14 protein-coding genes are annotated in these 17177 nt (G+C 63.2%); 6 read left to right on the top strand and 8 right to left on the bottom strand.

What is annotated here, in order from left to right; translation table 11 throughout:
- Position 1 precedes the first annotated feature (1 nt).
- Positions 2-1045: a heme o synthase gene (locus AB7535_RS09585; RefSeq protein WP_354113060.1), complete on the bottom strand. Its 1044-nt coding sequence runs from the start codon at positions 1043-1045 to the stop codon at positions 2-4.
- 452 nt (positions 1046-1497) lie between these two features.
- On the opposite strand from AB7535_RS09585, the gene AB7535_RS09580 reads away from it, so the two are divergent.
- The 3 genes from AB7535_RS09580 to AB7535_RS09570 all read left to right on the top strand — a co-directional run bounded on the left by AB7535_RS09580 (position 1498) and on the right by AB7535_RS09570 (position 4946).
- Entirely contained in the window at positions 1498-3003 is a 1506-nt protein-coding gene (locus tag AB7535_RS09580) for a threonine/serine ThrE exporter family protein (RefSeq protein ID WP_354113061.1), read from the top strand.
- Between the two features lie 105 nt (positions 3004-3108).
- Entirely contained in the window at positions 3109-4440 is a 1332-nt protein-coding gene (locus tag AB7535_RS09575) for an NAD(P)/FAD-dependent oxidoreductase (protein WP_084795194.1), read from the top strand.
- Positions 4365-4946, top strand: a complete 582-nt coding sequence (locus tag AB7535_RS09570) for a hypothetical protein (protein ID WP_441254216.1) — start codon at positions 4365-4367, stop codon at positions 4944-4946. Before AB7535_RS09575 ends, AB7535_RS09570 begins: the two co-directional genes overlap by 76 nt.
- A gap of 66 nt (positions 4947-5012) precedes the next feature.
- Here AB7535_RS09570 and AB7535_RS09565 read toward each other — a convergent pair whose 3' ends face one another.
- From AB7535_RS09565 to AB7535_RS09535, 7 genes are all read right to left on the bottom strand, one after another.
- Positions 5013-5564 carry an NADPH-dependent FMN reductase gene (locus AB7535_RS09565; RefSeq protein ID WP_063986477.1) on the bottom strand — a complete coding sequence of 184 codons (552 nt, stop codon included), beginning with the start codon at positions 5562-5564 and terminating at the stop codon, positions 5013-5015.
- Between the two features lie 14 nt (positions 5565-5578).
- Entirely contained in the window at positions 5579-6364 is a 786-nt protein-coding gene (locus tag AB7535_RS09560) for an enoyl-CoA hydratase (protein ID WP_063984103.1), read from the bottom strand.
- An 83-nt stretch (positions 6365-6447) separates the two neighbouring features.
- Positions 6448-7674, bottom strand: coding sequence for a CaiB/BaiF CoA transferase family protein (locus AB7535_RS09555; protein ID WP_354113062.1), 1227 nt, complete (start codon positions 7672-7674; stop codon positions 6448-6450).
- A 39-nt stretch (positions 7675-7713) separates the two neighbouring features.
- Positions 7714-8565, bottom strand: coding sequence for an enoyl-CoA hydratase-related protein (locus AB7535_RS09550; protein ID WP_084795195.1), 852 nt, complete (start codon positions 8563-8565; stop codon positions 7714-7716).
- A 55-nt stretch (positions 8566-8620) separates the two neighbouring features.
- Entirely contained in the window at positions 8621-9841 is a 1221-nt protein-coding gene (locus AB7535_RS09545; protein WP_085404123.1) for an acyl-CoA dehydrogenase family protein, read from the bottom strand.
- Positions 9842-9926: 85 nt separating this feature from the next.
- On the bottom strand, positions 9927-10877 hold the full coding sequence (locus AB7535_RS09540) for a 3-hydroxyacyl-CoA dehydrogenase NAD-binding domain-containing protein (protein WP_063986479.1): 951 nt from the start codon (positions 10875-10877) through the stop codon (positions 9927-9929).
- Positions 10878-10899: 22 nt separating this feature from the next.
- The gene (locus AB7535_RS09535) at positions 10900-11799 is read right to left on the bottom strand and encodes a 3-hydroxyacyl-CoA dehydrogenase (RefSeq protein WP_085404124.1); all 900 of its coding nucleotides are present in this window, start codon (positions 11797-11799) and stop codon (positions 10900-10902) included.
- A 322-nt stretch (positions 11800-12121) separates the two neighbouring features.
- On the opposite strand from AB7535_RS09535, the gene AB7535_RS09530 reads away from it, so the two are divergent.
- From AB7535_RS09530 to AB7535_RS09520, 3 genes are read left to right on the top strand one after another with little or no spacing between them, the layout of a single operon-like run.
- On the top strand, positions 12122-13183 hold the full coding sequence (locus AB7535_RS09530) for an HlyD family secretion protein (RefSeq protein WP_439037317.1): 1062 nt from the start codon (positions 12122-12124) through the stop codon (positions 13181-13183).
- Complete coding sequence (locus tag AB7535_RS09525) at positions 13180-15510, top strand: ABC transporter permease (protein WP_439037316.1); 2331 nt, start codon at positions 13180-13182, stop codon at positions 15508-15510. Before AB7535_RS09530 ends, AB7535_RS09525 begins: the two co-directional genes overlap by 4 nt.
- Positions 15497-16471, top strand: a complete 975-nt coding sequence (locus AB7535_RS09520) for an HlyD family secretion protein (protein ID WP_354114259.1) — start codon at positions 15497-15499, stop codon at positions 16469-16471. Before AB7535_RS09525 ends, AB7535_RS09520 begins: the two co-directional genes overlap by 14 nt.
- Positions 16472-17177: the final 706 nt, after the last annotated feature.

Below are 17177 nucleotides of genomic sequence, written 5' to 3'. Positions count from 1 at the left end.
GTTAGAGCTCCCTGGGATTGTTGGTGCGCCATGCGCTCCGGGCGACCTCCGGCAGGCGATCAGCATGCACCGACGTGGCAATGCCCGCATGCGAGGCACGCGTGCGCCGGAATGACTCGCCGCCATGGTCAACCAGGAACGCTGCGAACAACGCGAACAGATAGAAGATGGAGAACACGAACAGCCTGTGGGCGGGACGGCGATCAGGCCCGATGCTTCTGTCCAGCAGAAATGCAAGCATGAGGAAAAGCGCCCCGCAGATCGCAACGGTGACGCCGTAGATCACGCCTGCGAACCCCAGTGCCCAGGGCAGCTCCGAACCGAGAGCCAGGAGACCGCTGTAGATCAATATCTGCCGTGTTGTGACCGAGCGTCCCGCAACAACCGGCAGCATCGGTACGCCCGCGCCGGCGTAATCCTCGGTGCGGTTGAGTGCCAGCGCCCAGAAATGGGGCGGCGTCCAGAGAAAGATGATGAGGAACAGCGCAAGCGGCTCCAGCCCGATATCGCCTGTTGCCGCGGCCCATCCGATCACCGGCGGCAGCGCGCCGGCAGCGCCGCCGATGACGATGTTCTGCCGCGTGGACCGCTTCAGCCACGCCGTGTACACCACGACATAAAAGAGGATAGCGCCCGCCAGTAACGCGGCTGCCACGAGGTTCGTCGCCAGGGCGAGAGCCACCACGGAGAACCCGCCAAGAAGGAGTCCAAGGACAAGCGCCGCGAACCGGGAGATCTTGCCGAGCGGAATTGGCCGCATGGCGGTGCGGCTCATGACCGCATCGATATCGGCGTCGTACCACATGTTGAGGACACCGGCGGCTCCGGCTCCCGCTGCAATGGCAAGAACTGCCGCAAGGGTCGTTAGCGGATCAAGGCGAACCGGAGCGGAGCTCAATCCGACGAGCGCGGTGAAGACCGCGAGCATCATCACGCGCGGCTTTGTGAGGGCGACGAAGTCAGACACATTCCAATGGTCAGCCAGCGAATGAGGGGTACGAGCGCGTCTTTCCCCAAGCTGGCCAGCAATGGACTTGACGTTCATCTCGCGGCTCCAGGTTCATTCTGAATGCGACCTGTCGTGCTCCGTTCGAACAGCGACAGTGCGTGCGTTCAGTATGTCTGCCCAGCGGTGGCCGCGATTGAATATGGCTGCTCGATTGGAGCCAATCCTGCTCAAAACAATTGGCTGGGCGTCTGGTCGCGCCTGCATCTTTCGTGAACGCACGATTCAAAGTGATCTGAGCACTTTTCAACAAGCGCTTTGCGCCAATTCTTCCTAGAGCAGCCCTATATCTGTGACGCTCGATCCCTGGTTTGAACATCGGCGAAATTCGTTCCGTCTCCGTGGAAACGTTCGCCGAGCCTAGGAGAACTATCGATGAAGATGCCTTTGCTCTGGACGATTGCAGCTGTTTGCCTGATGGCCCCGGCCGCGCAGGCACGATCCGCCTATGACGGCTCCTGGGATCTCGTCTTCGTGACGCAAGGCGGCGCATGCGATCCCAGCTACAACTTCACCGTCAATATTTCCGACGGAATAGTCACGCATCCCAATCTCGTGAAATTCAGGGGCTACGTCGCGAAATCCGGTTCGGTCCGCGCTTCGGTAGAGGTTCACGACAAATTCGCGTCCGGCACGGGCAGACTTTCCGGGAACTCGGGTCGCGGAAGGTGGAGCGGCTATTCGGGAAGCTCACGATGCTCGGGCTACTGGACCGCGCAACGCAATTGACCGAGCGAAAGCCGGAGAGCTCGCGCGCCGAACCGCCGTCTTGCGAAACGGCGCTGAGCACGACCGTGCTGGCGGCCGCTCTTCTGTTTGCTCACGGTCAGACCACGGAACGGACGGTTGTCGCTGCCACGCGTCTTGGGCGCGCGCTCGGCGTCGCGGTGAAGGTGCTCCCGCAATGGGACGAACTGATCATCGAATTGGATGGCTCGCGCGTCTCGCAAGCTGTGCCCGCCAGGCCGCTCGGCGTCGACATGGGCAGGGTACTCGCCGTTACGACGGTGATAGATCAGATCTGCGACGGCACATTGCCGGCCGGTGCCGCGCAATCCGCACTTGAGTCGGCCGGTCGTCTACCGCCCGCTTCCACGCCACGCTTCACCTTGTTCGCAGCCGTTGGTGCGGCCTCGCTTGGCGTCATCTTCGGCGCGCTCGATGCGATGAGCCTGCTCCTGATCGCAATGAGCGCAGCCGCCGGCGCGCTCATCAGGCGCAGGCTGTCCGGCTTCAGCCATAACCCGCTCCTCCAGCCACTTTGCGCCGCGCTGGTCGCCGGTGCTGTAGCTGCTGTTGCCAGCCGATTTCGACTGTCGGATGCAATTGCGCTGGTCGCCTTCTGTCCCTGCATGGTGCTTGTCCCCGGTCCGCATATCCTCAACGGTGCCATGGACCTCGCTCGCACGCGCATCGCACTGGGCATGACCCGCCTGGCCTATGCCGGCATCATCGTGCTGCTGATCTGCGCCGGCGGTCTGTTCGGGTACACGGCCGCCGGCGGGCAACTCGCGATAGCCGGGCCATCTCCGCCCCTGCCGTTGATCATCGATGTGATCGCAGCAGGATGCGCAGTCGCCTCATTCGGTACTTTCTTCTCAATGCCATGGCGTCTGCTGCCTCTCCCGATTGCAGTCGGCATGCTTGCACATGCCGCACACTGGGCGGTGATCTCCGCCGGCGGAAGTGCTCCGGCCGGAACACTCGTCGCCTGCATGTTTGCCAGCGCCCTCACGGCTCCCGTGGTCGATCGCCTGCATCTGCCCTTCGCGGCGGTCGCGTTCTCCGCCGTTGTCTCGTTGATGCCTGGTTTCTTCCTGTTCAACACTGCGACGGGCCTCGTCGAACTGGTCTCAATCGGCCCGGGCGCACCGGCGGCTCTGGTCACCAGTATCGCTGCGAGCAGTGCCACGGCGCTTTTGATCATCACGGCGATGGCCTTCGGGCTGATCCTCCCGCGCATGCTGTACGAGCGGCTCAGACCCTTCCCCGGATGATCAGGCACGGTCGTTCAATGCACCGCAGCGCCATCCAAGATTAATCCGGAGCTCCGCTGTATCTGACCCTGGGGGGGCGGCTGGCCCTGGAGAGTCGGTGTACCCATGACGACAATTCTCACCAAATCGTTCCCGCAAGAAAAGCCGCCGTCGACAAAGGCGGCCCCAGGCAAAAAAAGCGTCCTGATCGTCGGCGGTGGCTTTGCCGGTATCGCGGCGGCACGGGCTCTGAAGCGAGCCGATGTCGAGATCACGCTGGTCGACCGCCGCAATCACCATATCTTTCAGCCGCTCCTGTACCAGGTCGCCACCGCTGTTCTGGCGCCATCCGAGATCGCGGCACCGATCCGGCAACTCGAGGCAAAGCAGAAAAATCTCAGCGTCATGCTGGCCGAGGTCAAGGGCGTCAACCTGGGAGCACGCACCGTCGAGGCCATCTGCCCGGAGATTGGCAGTCGAAAGCTCGAGTACGATTTCCTGGTGATCGCGACCGGAATGCGTCCGAGCTATTTCGGTCATGACGAGTTCGCGCGGTTCGCACCGGGCCTCAAGAGCCTGAGCGACGCCGAAACGATCCGGACCAAGATCTTGAGCGCATTTGAACTGGCTGAAGCAACCGATGACGAGAACGAGCGCGCTCGCCAAATGACCTTCGTTCTCGTGGGCGCCGGTCCGACCGGCGTCGAGCTTGCCGCTTCGATCGCTCAACTGGTCTCGGTGACCCTGCGTAACAATTTCCGCAAGATCGACCCCGCCAAGAGCCGGATTGTTCTGCTGGATGGCGGCACTCGCATCCTGCCGACCTTTGCGGAATCGCTGTCGCGAAAGGCGGCCAAGCGACTGACGAAACTCGGAGTCGAGGTCTCGACGGGCGTAAAGGTCGAGAAGGTTGACGATCAGGGCGTGATCGCGGCCGGCGTCCGCATTCCCAGCGCCACCGTACTTTGGACGGCAGGCGTCAGCGCTTCCCCGGTCGTGAAGATGCTGGCGACCCGGACAGACCGCGCCGGGCGCGCATTCGTGGGCGCCTTCATGGACATTCCCGATGCGCCCAACGTCTTTGTTGCAGGGGATGCGGCCACGATGACCCAGGATGGTCACCCCGTCCCCGGGGTCGCGCAGGCAGCCATTCAGCAGGGACGATTTGTCGGTCAGGTCATCGCCAGCCGCGTCAAGGGACACAAGGATGGCCGACCGTTTCGGTATCGCGACAAGGGCAACATGGCGGTGGTCGGCAAGAATTTTGCGATTCTCGAGTCCGGCCATTTGCGCAGCAGCGGCTTTTTGACCTGGTGGGTGTGGGCCGCGTTGCATGTGCTCGCCCTGCCGCAACTCCAGAACAGGTTTCGAGTCCAGACCCAGTGGTTCTGGTCGTATCTGTCGGGGCAAAGGAGCTCACGGCTGATTTCCGAGGGACCGAGATCGTCCTCGTCATAGTTGCGGCCAATCAAGACCTTGCAAGCATTCCCGGAAATTCGTTAAGGACTGCACCTGTGGACGCTTCCATCATATCCGCGCTCGCCGCTCTCACCGGTGCAGCCGTGGGCGGCCTGACAAGCGGAATAGCCAATTGGCGGAGCCAGCGAAGCCAGGTCCGCGCGCAGTGGGTCCTTCACGAGGAGACTCGGCGGCAGACCCTGTACAGGGATTTCATCGAGGACGCCGCCAAATGTTACATCGATGCGCTCCAGCACGATAAAGCCGACATTCCGAGCCTGGTCAGCCTTTACGCCAAGATGAGCGCGATGCGGGCGATATCTTCAAAGCCGGTGGTCCATCATGCCGAGGACGTCACCCGAAAAATCCTGGACACCTATCTGGAGCCGGACAAGAGCTTTGTCCAACTGCGCGAAATGGCCATCGATGGCACGATCGATCTGCTGCATGACTTCAGCCGCGCGTGCCGCGACGAATTCGAGCAAATGCGGCCGATCCATTTTTGAGCGCGACGCTGCGATTTCAGCCCGCTCTTGCCGCGAGGGGGCAGACGCGCTGCCCCCGAGATCGGATCATTTGGGCCGAACCGTCTCGGCCCAATTGGCGAACGCCTGCATGAACGCCTGGAGGAATTTGCTGGTGCCGTCGCCAGCGAGCTTGCCGTGCTCATCGAACAGCTTGTCGACATGCCCGAGATAGGCCTCAGGCTGCTGCAGGGTCGGCACGTTCAGAAACACGAGCGATTGCCTGAGATGATGATTGGCGCCGAAGCCTCCGATCGCCCCGGGCGAGCCGCTGACGATCGCACCCGGCTTGCGGTCCCAGACGCTGCGTCCATACGGCCTGGAACCGACATCCAGCGCGTTCTTGAGCACGGCAGGCACTGACCGGTTATATTCCGGCGTGACGAACAGAACGGCGTCGGCGGCCTTCATGCGCTGGCGGAACGCGGTCCATTGCGCGGGCGGAGCTGCGGTATCGAGATCTTCATTGTAAAATGGCAATCCTCCGATCTCGACGATGTCGAGCCTCATCGAGGACGGCGCCAGCGAGATCAGTGCATTCGCCAGCATCCCGTTGAACGAAGCCTTCCGCAGGCTTCCAACCAATACGCATACGTACATCGGCTTTTCCTTGGTCATGCAGTCGCTTGAGACTTGATGTTTCGCGTGAAGTCGGGCTTGCGCCTTTCCACGAAAGCCGTGAACGCTTCCCTTGCATCTTCGGAGCGGACTTGCGTGCTGAATTCTTCGTTCTCGGCCTTCATCGCGGCCTTGATCTGCTCGCGAAATGGCTGCTTCATGAGCCGCTTGCTGGCCTGTAACGCAGCCGCGGGCTTCGCTGCCAACTTCCGGGCCGTGTCGGTTGCCTTCGCCCGGAGATCGTTGTCGGGGACAACTTCGGTCACCAGTCCCAGCTCCGCCGCACGCCGGGCATCGAATGGAGATCCCATCAAGATCAGCTCGGCTGCACGGACGTGACCGATCCGCGCCGGCACTGAGCAGCTCGATCCGAACTCCGGAACGAGCGCCAGATTGATGAAGGGCATCTGGAATTTTGCGCTCTCGCCCGCGTAGATGAAGTCGCAGTGCGTCAGCATGGTCGTGCCGCCGCCGATCGCAGCGCCGTGGACTGCCGCGACCAGTGGCTTGTCGAAGTCAACCAGTGCATGCATGAGGCCCGCTTGTGGCGATTCACCCGGTCCTGGAGGATTCTTGAGAAAGTCATCGATGTCATTGCCGGCGCAGAACGAATCTCCCGCGCCATGCCAGAGAATGACACGCGTACCCTCGTCATTCGCCGCCGCGTTGAAGATATCAGCGAGAGCCACGTACATGGCCGATGTCATCGCGTTCCGCTTTGTCGGGCGGTTCAACTGGATACGCAAGATGCCCGCGGCATGTTCGGTCACGATCTCATCCATGGTCGAACTCCTGAACCCTTTGCTGAGTTTGACCGCAACGCAGGGTCGCGGCGGCTAGCGCCGCCACACCCCCTGTCATCGCGCTAGGCCGCTTGGCCCTTTGCCTTCGGAACGGTACCGCTCGCGTGCAGACCATCAATCTCGGCCGCGCTGAATCCCAGCTGCCGGAGAACCTCGTCGTTATGCTCTCCGATCTTCGGCGCGCGCTTCGCGGGCACCTTGGTGACACCATGCACCTGAAGCGGGCTGGAGATCGTGGACGTCAGCTTGCCGCCCGCCCCCTCGAGGGGCACGATGATGTCGTTGGCCCGGAGCTGGGGGTCGTTGATCACCTCCTGTGGCCCGCGTACTGCTCCGAACGTCACGTGAACGCCGTTGAATACCTCGTACCAATGTGCCATCGGCTCGGCACAGAAGGTCTCGTCGAGAATCGCCGTGAGCTCCGTCATGTTCGCCGTCAGCTTCGCCGGGTCGGAGAACCGCGGATCAGTCAGGAGATCGGGGCGGCCGATCGCCTTCGCCACGGCCTCCACCTTGTCGGGCGTGATGATGAGAACGAACCAGGTATCATCCTTGGCGCGATACACGTTCATGGCCGCATTTGCGGGGTGCATGCGATCATGCAGCCCGAAGAATTTCGCATCGCACAGCGCGGCCTGGATCGAGACGCTGGCAGACCACACGCCCTCGGCGAGAAGCGAGGTGGTGACATGCGCTCCCTCCCCGGTCCGTTCACGGCGATACAGGGCCGTGACGATCGCCGAATAGAGCCCAACGGCGGTGGCGTTGTCGCCGCTGCCGGCCACCGGCCAGGTCGGCGGCGCACCGGCATCGCGCGTCATCGACAGCAATCCGCTGCGGGCCCAGTAGGACGTGATGTCGAAGCCGGGAAGATTCGCGTCCGGTCCCTTGTCGCCGAAGCCCGTGATGTCGGCGTAGATCAGGCGCGGATTCCACCCCACCACATCCTCATATTCGAGCTTCAGTTTCTTGCGCGCCGGATGCGGCGTGTTGACGATGAGCACGTCGGCCCATTTGACCAGTTTCTCGAGAACCTGATGGGCCTCCGGAGATTTCAGGTCGAGTGCCATGCCGCGCTTGTTGCGGTTGGCCAGGTGCCAGGGATAGGCATCGTCGGCGACCGGCTGCGGCGGGAGGTGGTGCGCATGTCGCCACAGCTCGCCGCTCGGCGGCTCCACCTTGATCACGTCGGCGCCAAAGTCGGACAGGATCACGGCGGCGCTCGGGCCCGCGATGAAGCTCGCGAGGTCCACCACCTTCAGTCCGGAGAAAATGTTGTCGTTTGCCATGGGCGTCCTTTCCAGATCCTCGTAGACAGCGGCATCGTTTCAGCGACCGCGAAACTGCGGCGCACGTTTCTCGAGGAAGGCTGCGGTGCCTTCCTTCTTGTCTTCGGTGGCGGCGCAAATGCCGAAGAACGAGGCTTCCAGCACAAGGCCTTCGCTTTGGCTCGTGTCCATGCCCTTATTGGCCGCTTCCAGCGAGAACTTCACGGCGATCGGCGCGTTGGCCATGATCTGCTTCAGGACCGTCTCGGCGCGATCGATCAGACTGCTGGCAGCAACGACTTCGTTGACGAGGCCGATGCGATAGGCTTCCTGCGCGGAAATCGTCTCGCCGGTGAGGATCAGCTGCAACGCACGCCCCTTTCCCACCAGGCGCGGCAGGCGTTGCGTTCCGCCACCGCCGGGCAACAGGCCGAGCTTGACCTCGGGCTGACCGAATTTGGCATGCTCGGCCGCAATCCTGATCGTGCAGGCCATCGCCGTCTCGCAGCCGCCGCCCAGCGCAAAGCCGTTGATCGCCGCGATCACCGGCTTGCCGAGATTTTCGATGAGGTCCAGCACACCCTGGCCGAACCGGCTGGACTCCTCGGCGTCGTAAGCATCGACATGGGCGAGTTCACTGATGTCGGCGCCGGCGATGAACGCCTTGTCGCCAGCGCCGGTGAGGATGACGCCGCGCACGGACGCGTCCGCTTTGGCATCCTCGAATGCCGCGTGCAAATCGGTCCAGGTCGGCGTATTGAGTGCATTGAGCACTTTAGGCCGATTGACCGTCACGTAGGCGATCGGGCCCTTTTTCTCGTACTGGACGTTCGCAAGGGCCAGCGCCGCTCTCGGTGCTGAGCTTGGTGCTGTTGCAGGCGAAGGGGTGAACGGTGCAGTTCCCGAAACCATGGTCGTGTCTCCTGAGTAGGGCAGCCGGCGCCGATGCGCCGGCCCCGCTGAAAGGTCAGAGGAAAGCGCCGTGACCGGTGATGGCCTTGCCGACGATCAGATTCTGCATCTGATAGGTGCCTTCGTAGGAGTAGAGCGCCTCGGCGTCGGCGAAGAAGCGCGCGACGTTGTAGTCGGCGACGATCCCGTTGCCGCCCAGCACCTCGCGGCCCCATGAGACCGTCTCGCGCGACTTCGCCGTGCAGAATGCCTTCGCCAGTGCCGCGTGATGGTCGCCGAGCTTGCCTTCGTCATCGAGCTGCGCCAGGCGGAGCATCAGGCACTGGCACGCGGTCAGATTGCCGAGCATCTTGGCGAGCAGATCCTGGATCAGCTGAAACGAGGCGATCGGCTTGCCGAATTGCAATCGTTCCAGGGCATATTTGAGGGTGGCCTCGTATGCGCCCATCTGGATGCCGGTCGATGCCCAGCCCACCATGTAGCGCGTCATCCGCAGCACGCGCGCGGTGTCGCGAAAGGAATTGCCGCCCTGGAGGCGGTTCGCTTCAGGCACCCGCACGTCCTTCAGCGTGATCTGGCCGTTCTGGACCACCTTGAGCGCGATCTTGTGCTCGATCTTCTCGACGCTGAACCCGGGCGTCGACTTGTTCTCGACGATGAATCCCTTGACCTGATTGTCGGCAAGGTCGCGCGCCCAGATGATGGAGATGTCGCACCAAGGCGCATTGCCGATCCATCGCTTCTGTCCGTTGAGAATCCAGGTATCGCCTTCCCGCTTGGCCGTCGTGGTCAGGCCGCCGCTCGTTCCGGAGCCGACCAGCGGCTCGGTGAGGCCGAAGCAGCCGATCTTTTCCCAGCGCGCCATCGCCGGCAGCCATTTCTGCTTCTGCTCCTCGGAGCCGTCGAGATAGATCGAGCCCATGGCGAGGCCGCTATGCACGCCGAAGAACGTGCAGAACGAGGCGTCGGTGCGCGCCAGCTCCATCGCCACGAAGCCGAACAGCTTCTGGCTGCCGCCCGCGCAGCCATAGCCCTTGAAGCCGAGCCCACCGAGGCCAAGCTCCTTGAACGACGGCAGCAGTTCGAACGGAAACGCGTCGTCGGACCAGTACTTGTTGATGACCGGCTGGACCTTGGTCTCCATGTAGGTCCGCACCTTCTTGACGAGCGCCTTTTCGTCCGGGGTGAGGAGGTCGACCAGTTGGTAGAAATCGCCATTGGGTGCCGGCGGTGACTTCGGCGCGGCGGTCTTGCCTGCTGTGTTTGCGGTGGACATTTGCGATATCTCCTCGCTGCGGCTCGGAAGCCTGAAAAGTGAAGGGTTGAAGGTATGATTGATCTCGCGGACGCTGCCGATTGCGTCAGCTCGGCTTCGCAGCCTTCTTGCGCAGCTCGATCAGGCCGAGCAGAATTTCGTCGCGCTCCGCCTCCAGCTCCGCGATGGTGCGCGATCCGGCCTCGGCATGGACGCTGTCGATGAGTTTCTTTTGCACGTCCGGCGTCAGCACGGGCGAGCCGAGGGTCTTCCACCAGGCCGTCATCGGGCCGGTGAACTGCTGGAAGAAGTGCTCGATGCCGCCCGGACCGCCACCGAGATGGTTCAGCATCAGGCTGCCCATGACGCCCCAGCGCAAACCCGGGCCCCAGCTCAGGGCGGTGTCGACGTCGGCGGCGCTCACCACGCCCTCGGCCACGAGGTAATAGACTTCGCGGCTCAGCGCCGCCTGCAGGCGGTTGGCGACGTGCCCCGGCATTTCCTTGTTGAGGCGCACCGTCCGTTGCCCGATCGACGTGTAGAATTCCGTTGCGCGCCGGATCGTGGCTTCCGAGGTCTTTGCCCCGCCGACGATCTCCGTCAGCGGGATCAGATGGGGCGGATTGAACGGATGGGCGATGACGCAGCGCTCGGGATGGGATGCGGCACCCTTCTGGATTTCGCTCATGGTGAGCCCCGACGAGCTCGATGCGATGATCACGTCGGGCGGCAACAGCTCGTCGAGCTGGCCATAGAGCTTCTGCTTGAATTCGATCCGCTCGGGCCCGTTCTCCTGGACGAGGTCGGAGCCGGCGAGTGCCTGCGCGATGTCGGGCGTGAACGTGAGGTTCGACTGCGAAGCTCCGGGCGACAAGCCCAATCGCTTGAGCGCCGGCCAGGCCGTCTCGACGAACTTCCTTAGTGCTGCTTCCGCGTTCGGCGCGATATCGGTCGCAACGACCTGCAATCCCTTGGCGAGAAATAGCGAGCTCCAGCTCGCGCCGATCACGCCGGTGCCGATGATGGCGATACGGCGAATGGGCTTGGTGTCGGTCATGTCGTTCTCTCCAATGCGTTGGTCAGACTTCGGCATAGGCAATGCCGGTGAGATTGCCCTGGGCGTAGAGGAAGTTGCGCTCGCCGGACCCGTCGAGCCGCGCGGAGTAGACCGAGCCCGCGAAATCGGTCACGAACATGCGATCGTTGGGAACGTCGAGCGCGATACCGATCCCCTCCATGAGATGGGTCACCACGATCTCCGGCTCGGCAGGCTTGTTGTCGAGCGAGGCCCGGTTCACCGTGTTGCCGCGCGGAGGATCACCGCGATCGGTCCAGTAGAGAATTCGACTCTGGTGATCGATCTCCAGATCAATCGGCTCCGGCAGACCGTCGTAGAATATCTCGATGTCGGATCTCATGGCTGCGGTCTGGCCGGCGGGGATTTCGACATTGGCGCGGAAGATGCGACCGAGCCCTGCATTATCAGGCCCCTTTTGCGTCCAGTAGATACGACCGAATTTCGGGTCGATCGCCAGCCCGACGCACCATCGCATCTGGTCCTTGCGATCGGCTTCGCCGTGGCCCGCTTCGATGAGCGTCTCCAGCCGCGAGCCCTCGAGGTTACAGCGCATGACGCGCATACCCTCGCGATCGCACCAGTAGAGCTTGCCGCCCTTCTTATCGAGGATGATCTGCTTCGGCGTGTGGGTGTGTCCCCGCGGGACGATGGTCTTGCGGTTCTTGCCGTCGATGTCGGCGCGCTCGATGGACCCGTCATCCAGGCTCGGGATGCCCATGTTGGTCCAGTAGATATGGCCAGCCTCGACATCCACGACGATGCCATCCGGAAGGTGGCAGCCGGTGACGATGGTCGTGCGGTCGGAGCCATCCGCATTCATCAGGTGAATGCAGCCCGCGTTCAATTCGAGGACGAAGAGACGAGGGATCGTGGGGCTTGATTTCGTGACGGCGTTTGGCATGTCGCACCTGCATCCTGGCCCGACCACGGACCGGGTCAGGTGACGCGACTATGACGCGATCGCCGTCATTCATCTTGGACAGGAATGTCATCGCTGGGATGGGTCTGCTGCTTGATCACCTGGCGCCCCCCGGGACGTCGGGACGAGCACCACTGCGAGAGCAGCAGCTTTCAACAAGTCAGGGATCAAACATCCAAGCGTGGGTAACGGACAGGTTACATGGTCGGCTCCGACTCAAAAACATTCATCGCCTCGCGATTGCGGCTGGGCCTCACAACCGAATAAACTAGAGGCCATCCGGCCATCAGAAAGGGAGTCAGGCATGGACGTGCCGAGCTCTGACAAGGACGTTCAAAGCACGCCCGACGTGCCGGGTAACGGACCGGCGAAAGCCGCGCACAACCCGACACGCACGCCCTCTATCATCGTCGGTGTCGTGGCGGCTGCTGTCGTCGGGCTTTCCGTCTTCTATCTGTTGCGCCCGGAGCCCTTGCTGGTTCAGGGCGAGGTCGATGCAACGCGGCTCGATATCGCGGCGCGCGTGGACGGACGGGTCGGCAAGATTCCCGTCGAGCGCGGCCAGAACGTGGCTGCGGGCGCAGTGCTGGTCCAGATCGACAATCCGGAAACGCTGGCCAAACACGACCAGATGAAGGCGGCCAAGGCCGTTGCGGACGCCCAGCTTGCCAACGTACTCGTCGGAACGCGGGTGGAAGTGATCGCGGCACGGAAGGCGGAAATGGAGCGCGCCCAAGCGGCACTGGTGCTGGCGCAAAAGACCTTTGACCGCACACACACCTTGACCGAGCAAGGCAATGCGCCGCAAGCCCGCCTCGATCAGGCCACCGATGCGCTGCACGAAAGCGAGCGCGCCGTCGACCAGGCCAAATCGGCCTATGACCAGGCGGTCAATGGCTACACCAAGGAGGAGCGGGCCATTGCCAATACCAATGTCGAAAAGGCCAGTGCCGATATCCAGAGTGTCCAGTCGATCATCGACCAGCTCGTGGTCTATGCGCCCGTAGCCTCGCAGATCTATCAGCGTAATGTGGAACCCGGCGAATACGTCTCGCCGGGCGTCCCGCTCGTCACCTTGATCAATCTCGCGGACCTCTGGGTGCATTTCGATCTGCGAGAGGATCTCGTCAAAGGCCTCAAGGTCGGCGATCGCTTCGATGTCCGCATTCCCGCCCTCAGCGACCGCTCGGTGACAGTCGAGGTCAAGCTCATCGCGACCAAGGGCGAATATGCAAGCTGGCGGGCCACGCGTGCTTCGGGTGATTTCGACCTGCGAACGTTTTCGATCCGTGCCTATCCGGTGCAACCGGTGCCCGAGCTGCGACCGGGAATGAGCGCCTATCTGGATTGGCGGTCACGGCCATGAGGCCGGCGCCCAAGCCCGGATTTCTGCTGGTCGCGCGGCGCGAGTGCCGCTGGCTGTTTCACGATCGCGTGGCGCTGCTCCTGATCTTCGGCGTGCCGCTGTTCGCGTTCGTGGTTCTCACCACGGTCTTTAGCCATCCGGTCATCCGCGGGCTCGGCGTGACTGTCGTCGACGAGGACAAGTCGGACGCGTCGCGCGCCCTGGTGGAATACATTGCGGCGTCGCCAAGCCTGAAGATCGTCGACCGCTCCGGCACGCTGTCCACGGCCGTGCAGGACATACGCTCCGGCAAGTCGATTTCGGCCGTCCACATCCCGCCGGATTTCGAGCGCGACCTGAAGGCCGCGCGCCGCCCTCAGATCGTCGGATTTTATAACCAGCAGTTTTTGACTCCCTCCGGCATCGCATCCTCGGGTCTGAGCGATTCACTTTCCGCAGCGGCAGCGGTGGCCGCTCCCGCCAGTCGCGCGGCACCTGCGCCAGCGTCCCTGGGTGCGCTCAAAGCGGAGACCATGGCGCTCGTCAATCCGCAGAAGAACTACGCGCAGTTCCTGCTGCGCGCGCTGCTGCCGACCATCATCCATGTGGTGATGACCCTTGCCGCCGGCTATTCCGTCGGCTCCGAATTCCGCCGCCGCGACGCGCGGGCGTGGCTCGAAAGCGCCGGCGGCGATCCGCTTGTCGCGCTGGCCGGCAAGCTCGCGCCGCTGTTCTGCATCTTCATTTTGATCATGCTGGCCGAGCCGCTGTTCCTGGAGGGTGTGCTGGAGATTCCCTTCAAGGGCGACTTGCCGTTGATGATCGCTGCGGCCTCGCTGCTGATCATCGCCTATCTGTCGCTCGGCGCCCTGCTCCAGCTTCTGGTCGGCGATCTCGCCACCGGACTCGGGCTTGCGGGCCTCATTGCCTCGCCCGCATTCGGCTATGCCGGCGTCGGCTTTCCCACCATCGGCATGAATGCCTTTGCGCAGACATGGAGCGCGATCCTGCCGCTTCGCTGGTACATGGCCGTCCTGCTGGGACAAGCCGCGCGGGGATTGCCGGTCGCGGATTCCGCTATTCCCTTCGCTGCACTTGCCGGCCTGGCGCTGGTCTTTGCCGGCCTGGCGTGGATGCGCATGGCGAACGTCACCCGCAAGGGCTGGTTCGCAACAGCGCGGCCTGCCGAGCCACACGAGGTCATCTCCACACCGCGCGGCGTCGGCGGCGCCTTCGTGGCGGAGTGGCGGCGCGTGCTGGGAACGCGGGGCGCCTTCGCTCTGCTGTTTCTCGCTCCCCTGGTCTACGGCATCTACTATCCGCAGCCCTATCTGAACCAGATCCTTCGCAAGCTTCCGATTGCGGTCGTCGATAACGATCTCAGCAATCTCAGCCGGCAGATCGTCGAGACGCTGGACGCGAGCGGCGCATTAAGCGTGACGGTTCGCGCCCGAACGCTCGCCGAGGCGCACAGCGCGATCGATCGCGGGCAGGCCTTTGCCGCCGTCGAGATTCCACCCGACACCGAACGCGACGTGCTCAAGGGCATCACCGCCCACATACCCGTCTATGCGGACGCAACCTATCTGTTCATCTTCAGATCGAGCGCCAGCGGGGTCGCCACCGCCATCGGAACCTTGACGTCCGAGCTGGTTTCGCGCGGCGCGCGCTCGGATGGCAGCCTCGTCAAGGCGAAGCTCGCGACGTCGAGCCCGGCCGACGTGTTGCTGCAGCCGATCTTCAACCCGGTGGGCGGCTATGCGAGCTACGTCGTTCCGGCGGCGTTCATCCTGATCCTGCAGCAGACCCTGCTGATCGGCGCAGCGATGCTGACCGGCACCGCGCTGGCGAGCGGAGGCGCAGCCTTTGCCGGCGTGCTCGGCCGCGGCATCGCGCATCTGACCGTCTACCTTCCTGCGCTCGCGCTCTATCTCATCGTGCTGCCGCGGATCTACGGTTTTTCGACACTCGGCCATCTTCCGCAGATCCTCGCGCTCGCGAGTGTCTTTCTGCTGGCAACGAGCTTCATGGGGCAGGCTGTCGGGGCCTGGTTCACGCGGCCGGAGAACGCAACCATCCTGCTGCTGGCGACGAGCCTGCCGCAGTTCTTCATGGCCGGCTTCGCGTGGCCGCGCGAAGCAATTCCGGACGTGGCCCTTGCGTTCGGCCGGTTATTCCCGGCCGACTCCGCGATCGACGGCCTCGTGCGCGTCAACCAGCTCGGCGCCGGTATCTGGGAGGTTGCGCATGACTGGCTCGCATTGTGGTGCCTGGCGCTCGGCTACTTCGCGCTCGCGGTGATCTCGGCATTTGCCGTCAGGAGGAGACAGGGACATGTCCAACCTTAGACCTGCCGCCTTCGTCGCGATTCCGCTCGCGCTGGTCGCGGCGGGCGCGCTGCTCTATGTCATGCGCCACGCGGCACCGCCCGCCGCCATCGTCGGCGTCGTGCGCGCGACCGAGATCAGGGTCGAGCCGGAGGTCAACGGCCAACTGGTCTCGATTGCGGTCGAGAAGGGTGCCTCTGTGAAGGCCGCCGACGTCGTGGCGCGGCTCTCGGCGGTGGAGTTGACGGCGCAGGCGGACCAGGCGCGTGCCGTGCTCGCGTCCGCCGTCGCAAGCCGCAACAACGTCTATGCCGGCGTGCGCCGCGAACAGGTCGATTCGCTGAAAGCCGCCATCGCCAAGGCCGGCGCCCGCCTCGACTACGTGCAGGCCCAGCTCACCCGGACCAGCACGCTGGCGCGCCAGAGCTTTGAATCCCAGCAGTCGCTCGACCAGGCCGAGAACGACGTCGCCAGCGCACGCGCCGGCGTGGCCGAGGCCCAGGCCAATTACGATGCGGCCGTGGCGGGCCCGACCCGGGAAGAGCGCGCTATCGCCGACACGCAGGTGCAGGCCGCGGCCGCCGCGGTCACCGTGCTCGAGCGCCGCCTCGACAAGATGGTGTTGCGCGCGCCGGCCGACGGCGTGGTCAGCGTCATCGCCGCCGAGGTCGGCGAGAACGTTCGCGCGGGCCAGCCGATCCTGATGGTCGAGGCCGCAGGCAGGCAATGGCTCTCCTTCAACGTGCGCGAGGACCATCTCGATCGTCTCGCGATGGGAGAAACCGCGAATGTGATGCGGAACGGTGCCAATAGCGCGACGAAGGCGGTCATCACCGAGCTGCGGCCGCTCGGCGTGTTTGCCACCTGGCAGGCAGAGCGTGTGATTGGCGATCATGACCGCAACACGCTTCGCCTTCGCCTCGATCCCAAGGGAGAGATGGCCGGCATTGAGCCGGGCATGACCGTCTGGATCGACCGCTAGGACCCCAGCGATTGAAATCGCAGAGCTACACTATACCGACCATTTGCAAACGGTGTGCGCACCAAGCTCCGACCTGGGACCCGATGATTGAGAGCCAGTTGCTTCCCATCCCAGGATGCTCATCGTTGATCGAATAAGCCGCAGATAGCTGCGCGAATATGCGGCGAAGAAGTGACGCTTTCCCCGCGGTCGCTCGCCCATTTCAGAAGCTTGCTTACGTCGGCTATCGCAAGATTTTTCTTGATCTCCCGGTGCACACGTCGTGCACACGCGGCCCTCTACCCAATTGAAAGAATTAAACTCTCGTTCCAATCCATCATGGGGAAGTTTGAGCCAGGTCCAGGCGGCGAGAACTACTCAGATCTAACATCGAGGCGGTCTCTGATCGCGGAAACAGACGCGAACGGTCGGTCGACCACGGACATCTTGATAAGCTTGGTCGCGATTTTTGCGGACAAGCCTAACTGATCGCCTCTCCTAGCATCCCGGGCGCTGCGATGTAGCCGCTGACCGCCAGCCGTATGCTATTTTGCCGACGCAAACCTTCCGACCTCGTCGATCAGTTTCCGGAAGGGCTCTCGAACTTCGCCGAGCCCATCGATTCGTAGGGTGGCGTGACAACCCTTTACGGCTACGACTATACGGTCTGGGCATTCGACCACAATTCTTCGATGGTGAAGCCGGCCCTCTCCGCTATCTTTCGAAA

Origin of the sequence: Bradyrhizobium sp. 956_D2_N1_4, assembly GCF_052076025.1 — a bacterium.
GTDB lineage: Bacteria > Pseudomonadota > Alphaproteobacteria > Rhizobiales > Xanthobacteraceae > Bradyrhizobium > Bradyrhizobium barranii.
Note: the sequence above shows the minus strand (reverse complement) of the source record. Positions and strands in the feature narration are given on the sequence as shown.

Coding starts and splice junctions, on each gene's coding strand:
- AB7535_RS09575 (WP_084795194.1), top strand. CDS start 3,109: ATGACGACAATTCTCACCAAATCGTTCCCGCAAGAAAAGCCGCCGTCG.
- AB7535_RS09545 (WP_085404123.1), bottom strand. CDS start 9,841: ATGTCCACCGCAAACACAGCAGGCAAGACCGCCGCGCCGAAGTCACCG.
- AB7535_RS09550 (WP_084795195.1), bottom strand. CDS start 8,565: ATGGTTTCGGGAACTGCACCGTTCACCCCTTCGCCTGCAACAGCACCA.
- AB7535_RS09565 (WP_063986477.1), bottom strand. CDS start 5,564: ATGTACGTATGCGTATTGGTTGGAAGCCTGCGGAAGGCTTCGTTCAAC.
- AB7535_RS09585 (WP_354113060.1), bottom strand. CDS start 1,045: ATGAACGTCAAGTCCATTGCTGGCCAGCTTGGGGAAAGACGCGCTCGT.
- AB7535_RS09560 (WP_063984103.1), bottom strand. CDS start 6,364: ATGGATGAGATCGTGACCGAACATGCCGCGGGCATCTTGCGTATCCAG.
- AB7535_RS09540 (WP_063986479.1), bottom strand. CDS start 10,877: ATGACCGACACCAAGCCCATTCGCCGTATCGCCATCATCGGCACCGGC.
- AB7535_RS09530 (WP_439037317.1), top strand. CDS start 12,122: ATGGACGTGCCGAGCTCTGACAAGGACGTTCAAAGCACGCCCGACGTG.
- AB7535_RS09555 (WP_354113062.1), bottom strand. CDS start 7,674: ATGGCAAACGACAACATTTTCTCCGGACTGAAGGTGGTGGACCTCGCG.
- AB7535_RS09525 (WP_439037316.1), top strand. CDS start 13,180: ATGAGGCCGGCGCCCAAGCCCGGATTTCTGCTGGTCGCGCGGCGCGAG.
- AB7535_RS09520 (WP_354114259.1), top strand. CDS start 15,497: ATGTCCAACCTTAGACCTGCCGCCTTCGTCGCGATTCCGCTCGCGCTG.
- AB7535_RS09580 (WP_354113061.1), top strand. CDS start 1,498: ATGCGATCCCAGCTACAACTTCACCGTCAATATTTCCGACGGAATAGT.
- AB7535_RS09535 (WP_085404124.1), bottom strand. CDS start 11,799: ATGCCAAACGCCGTCACGAAATCAAGCCCCACGATCCCTCGTCTCTTC.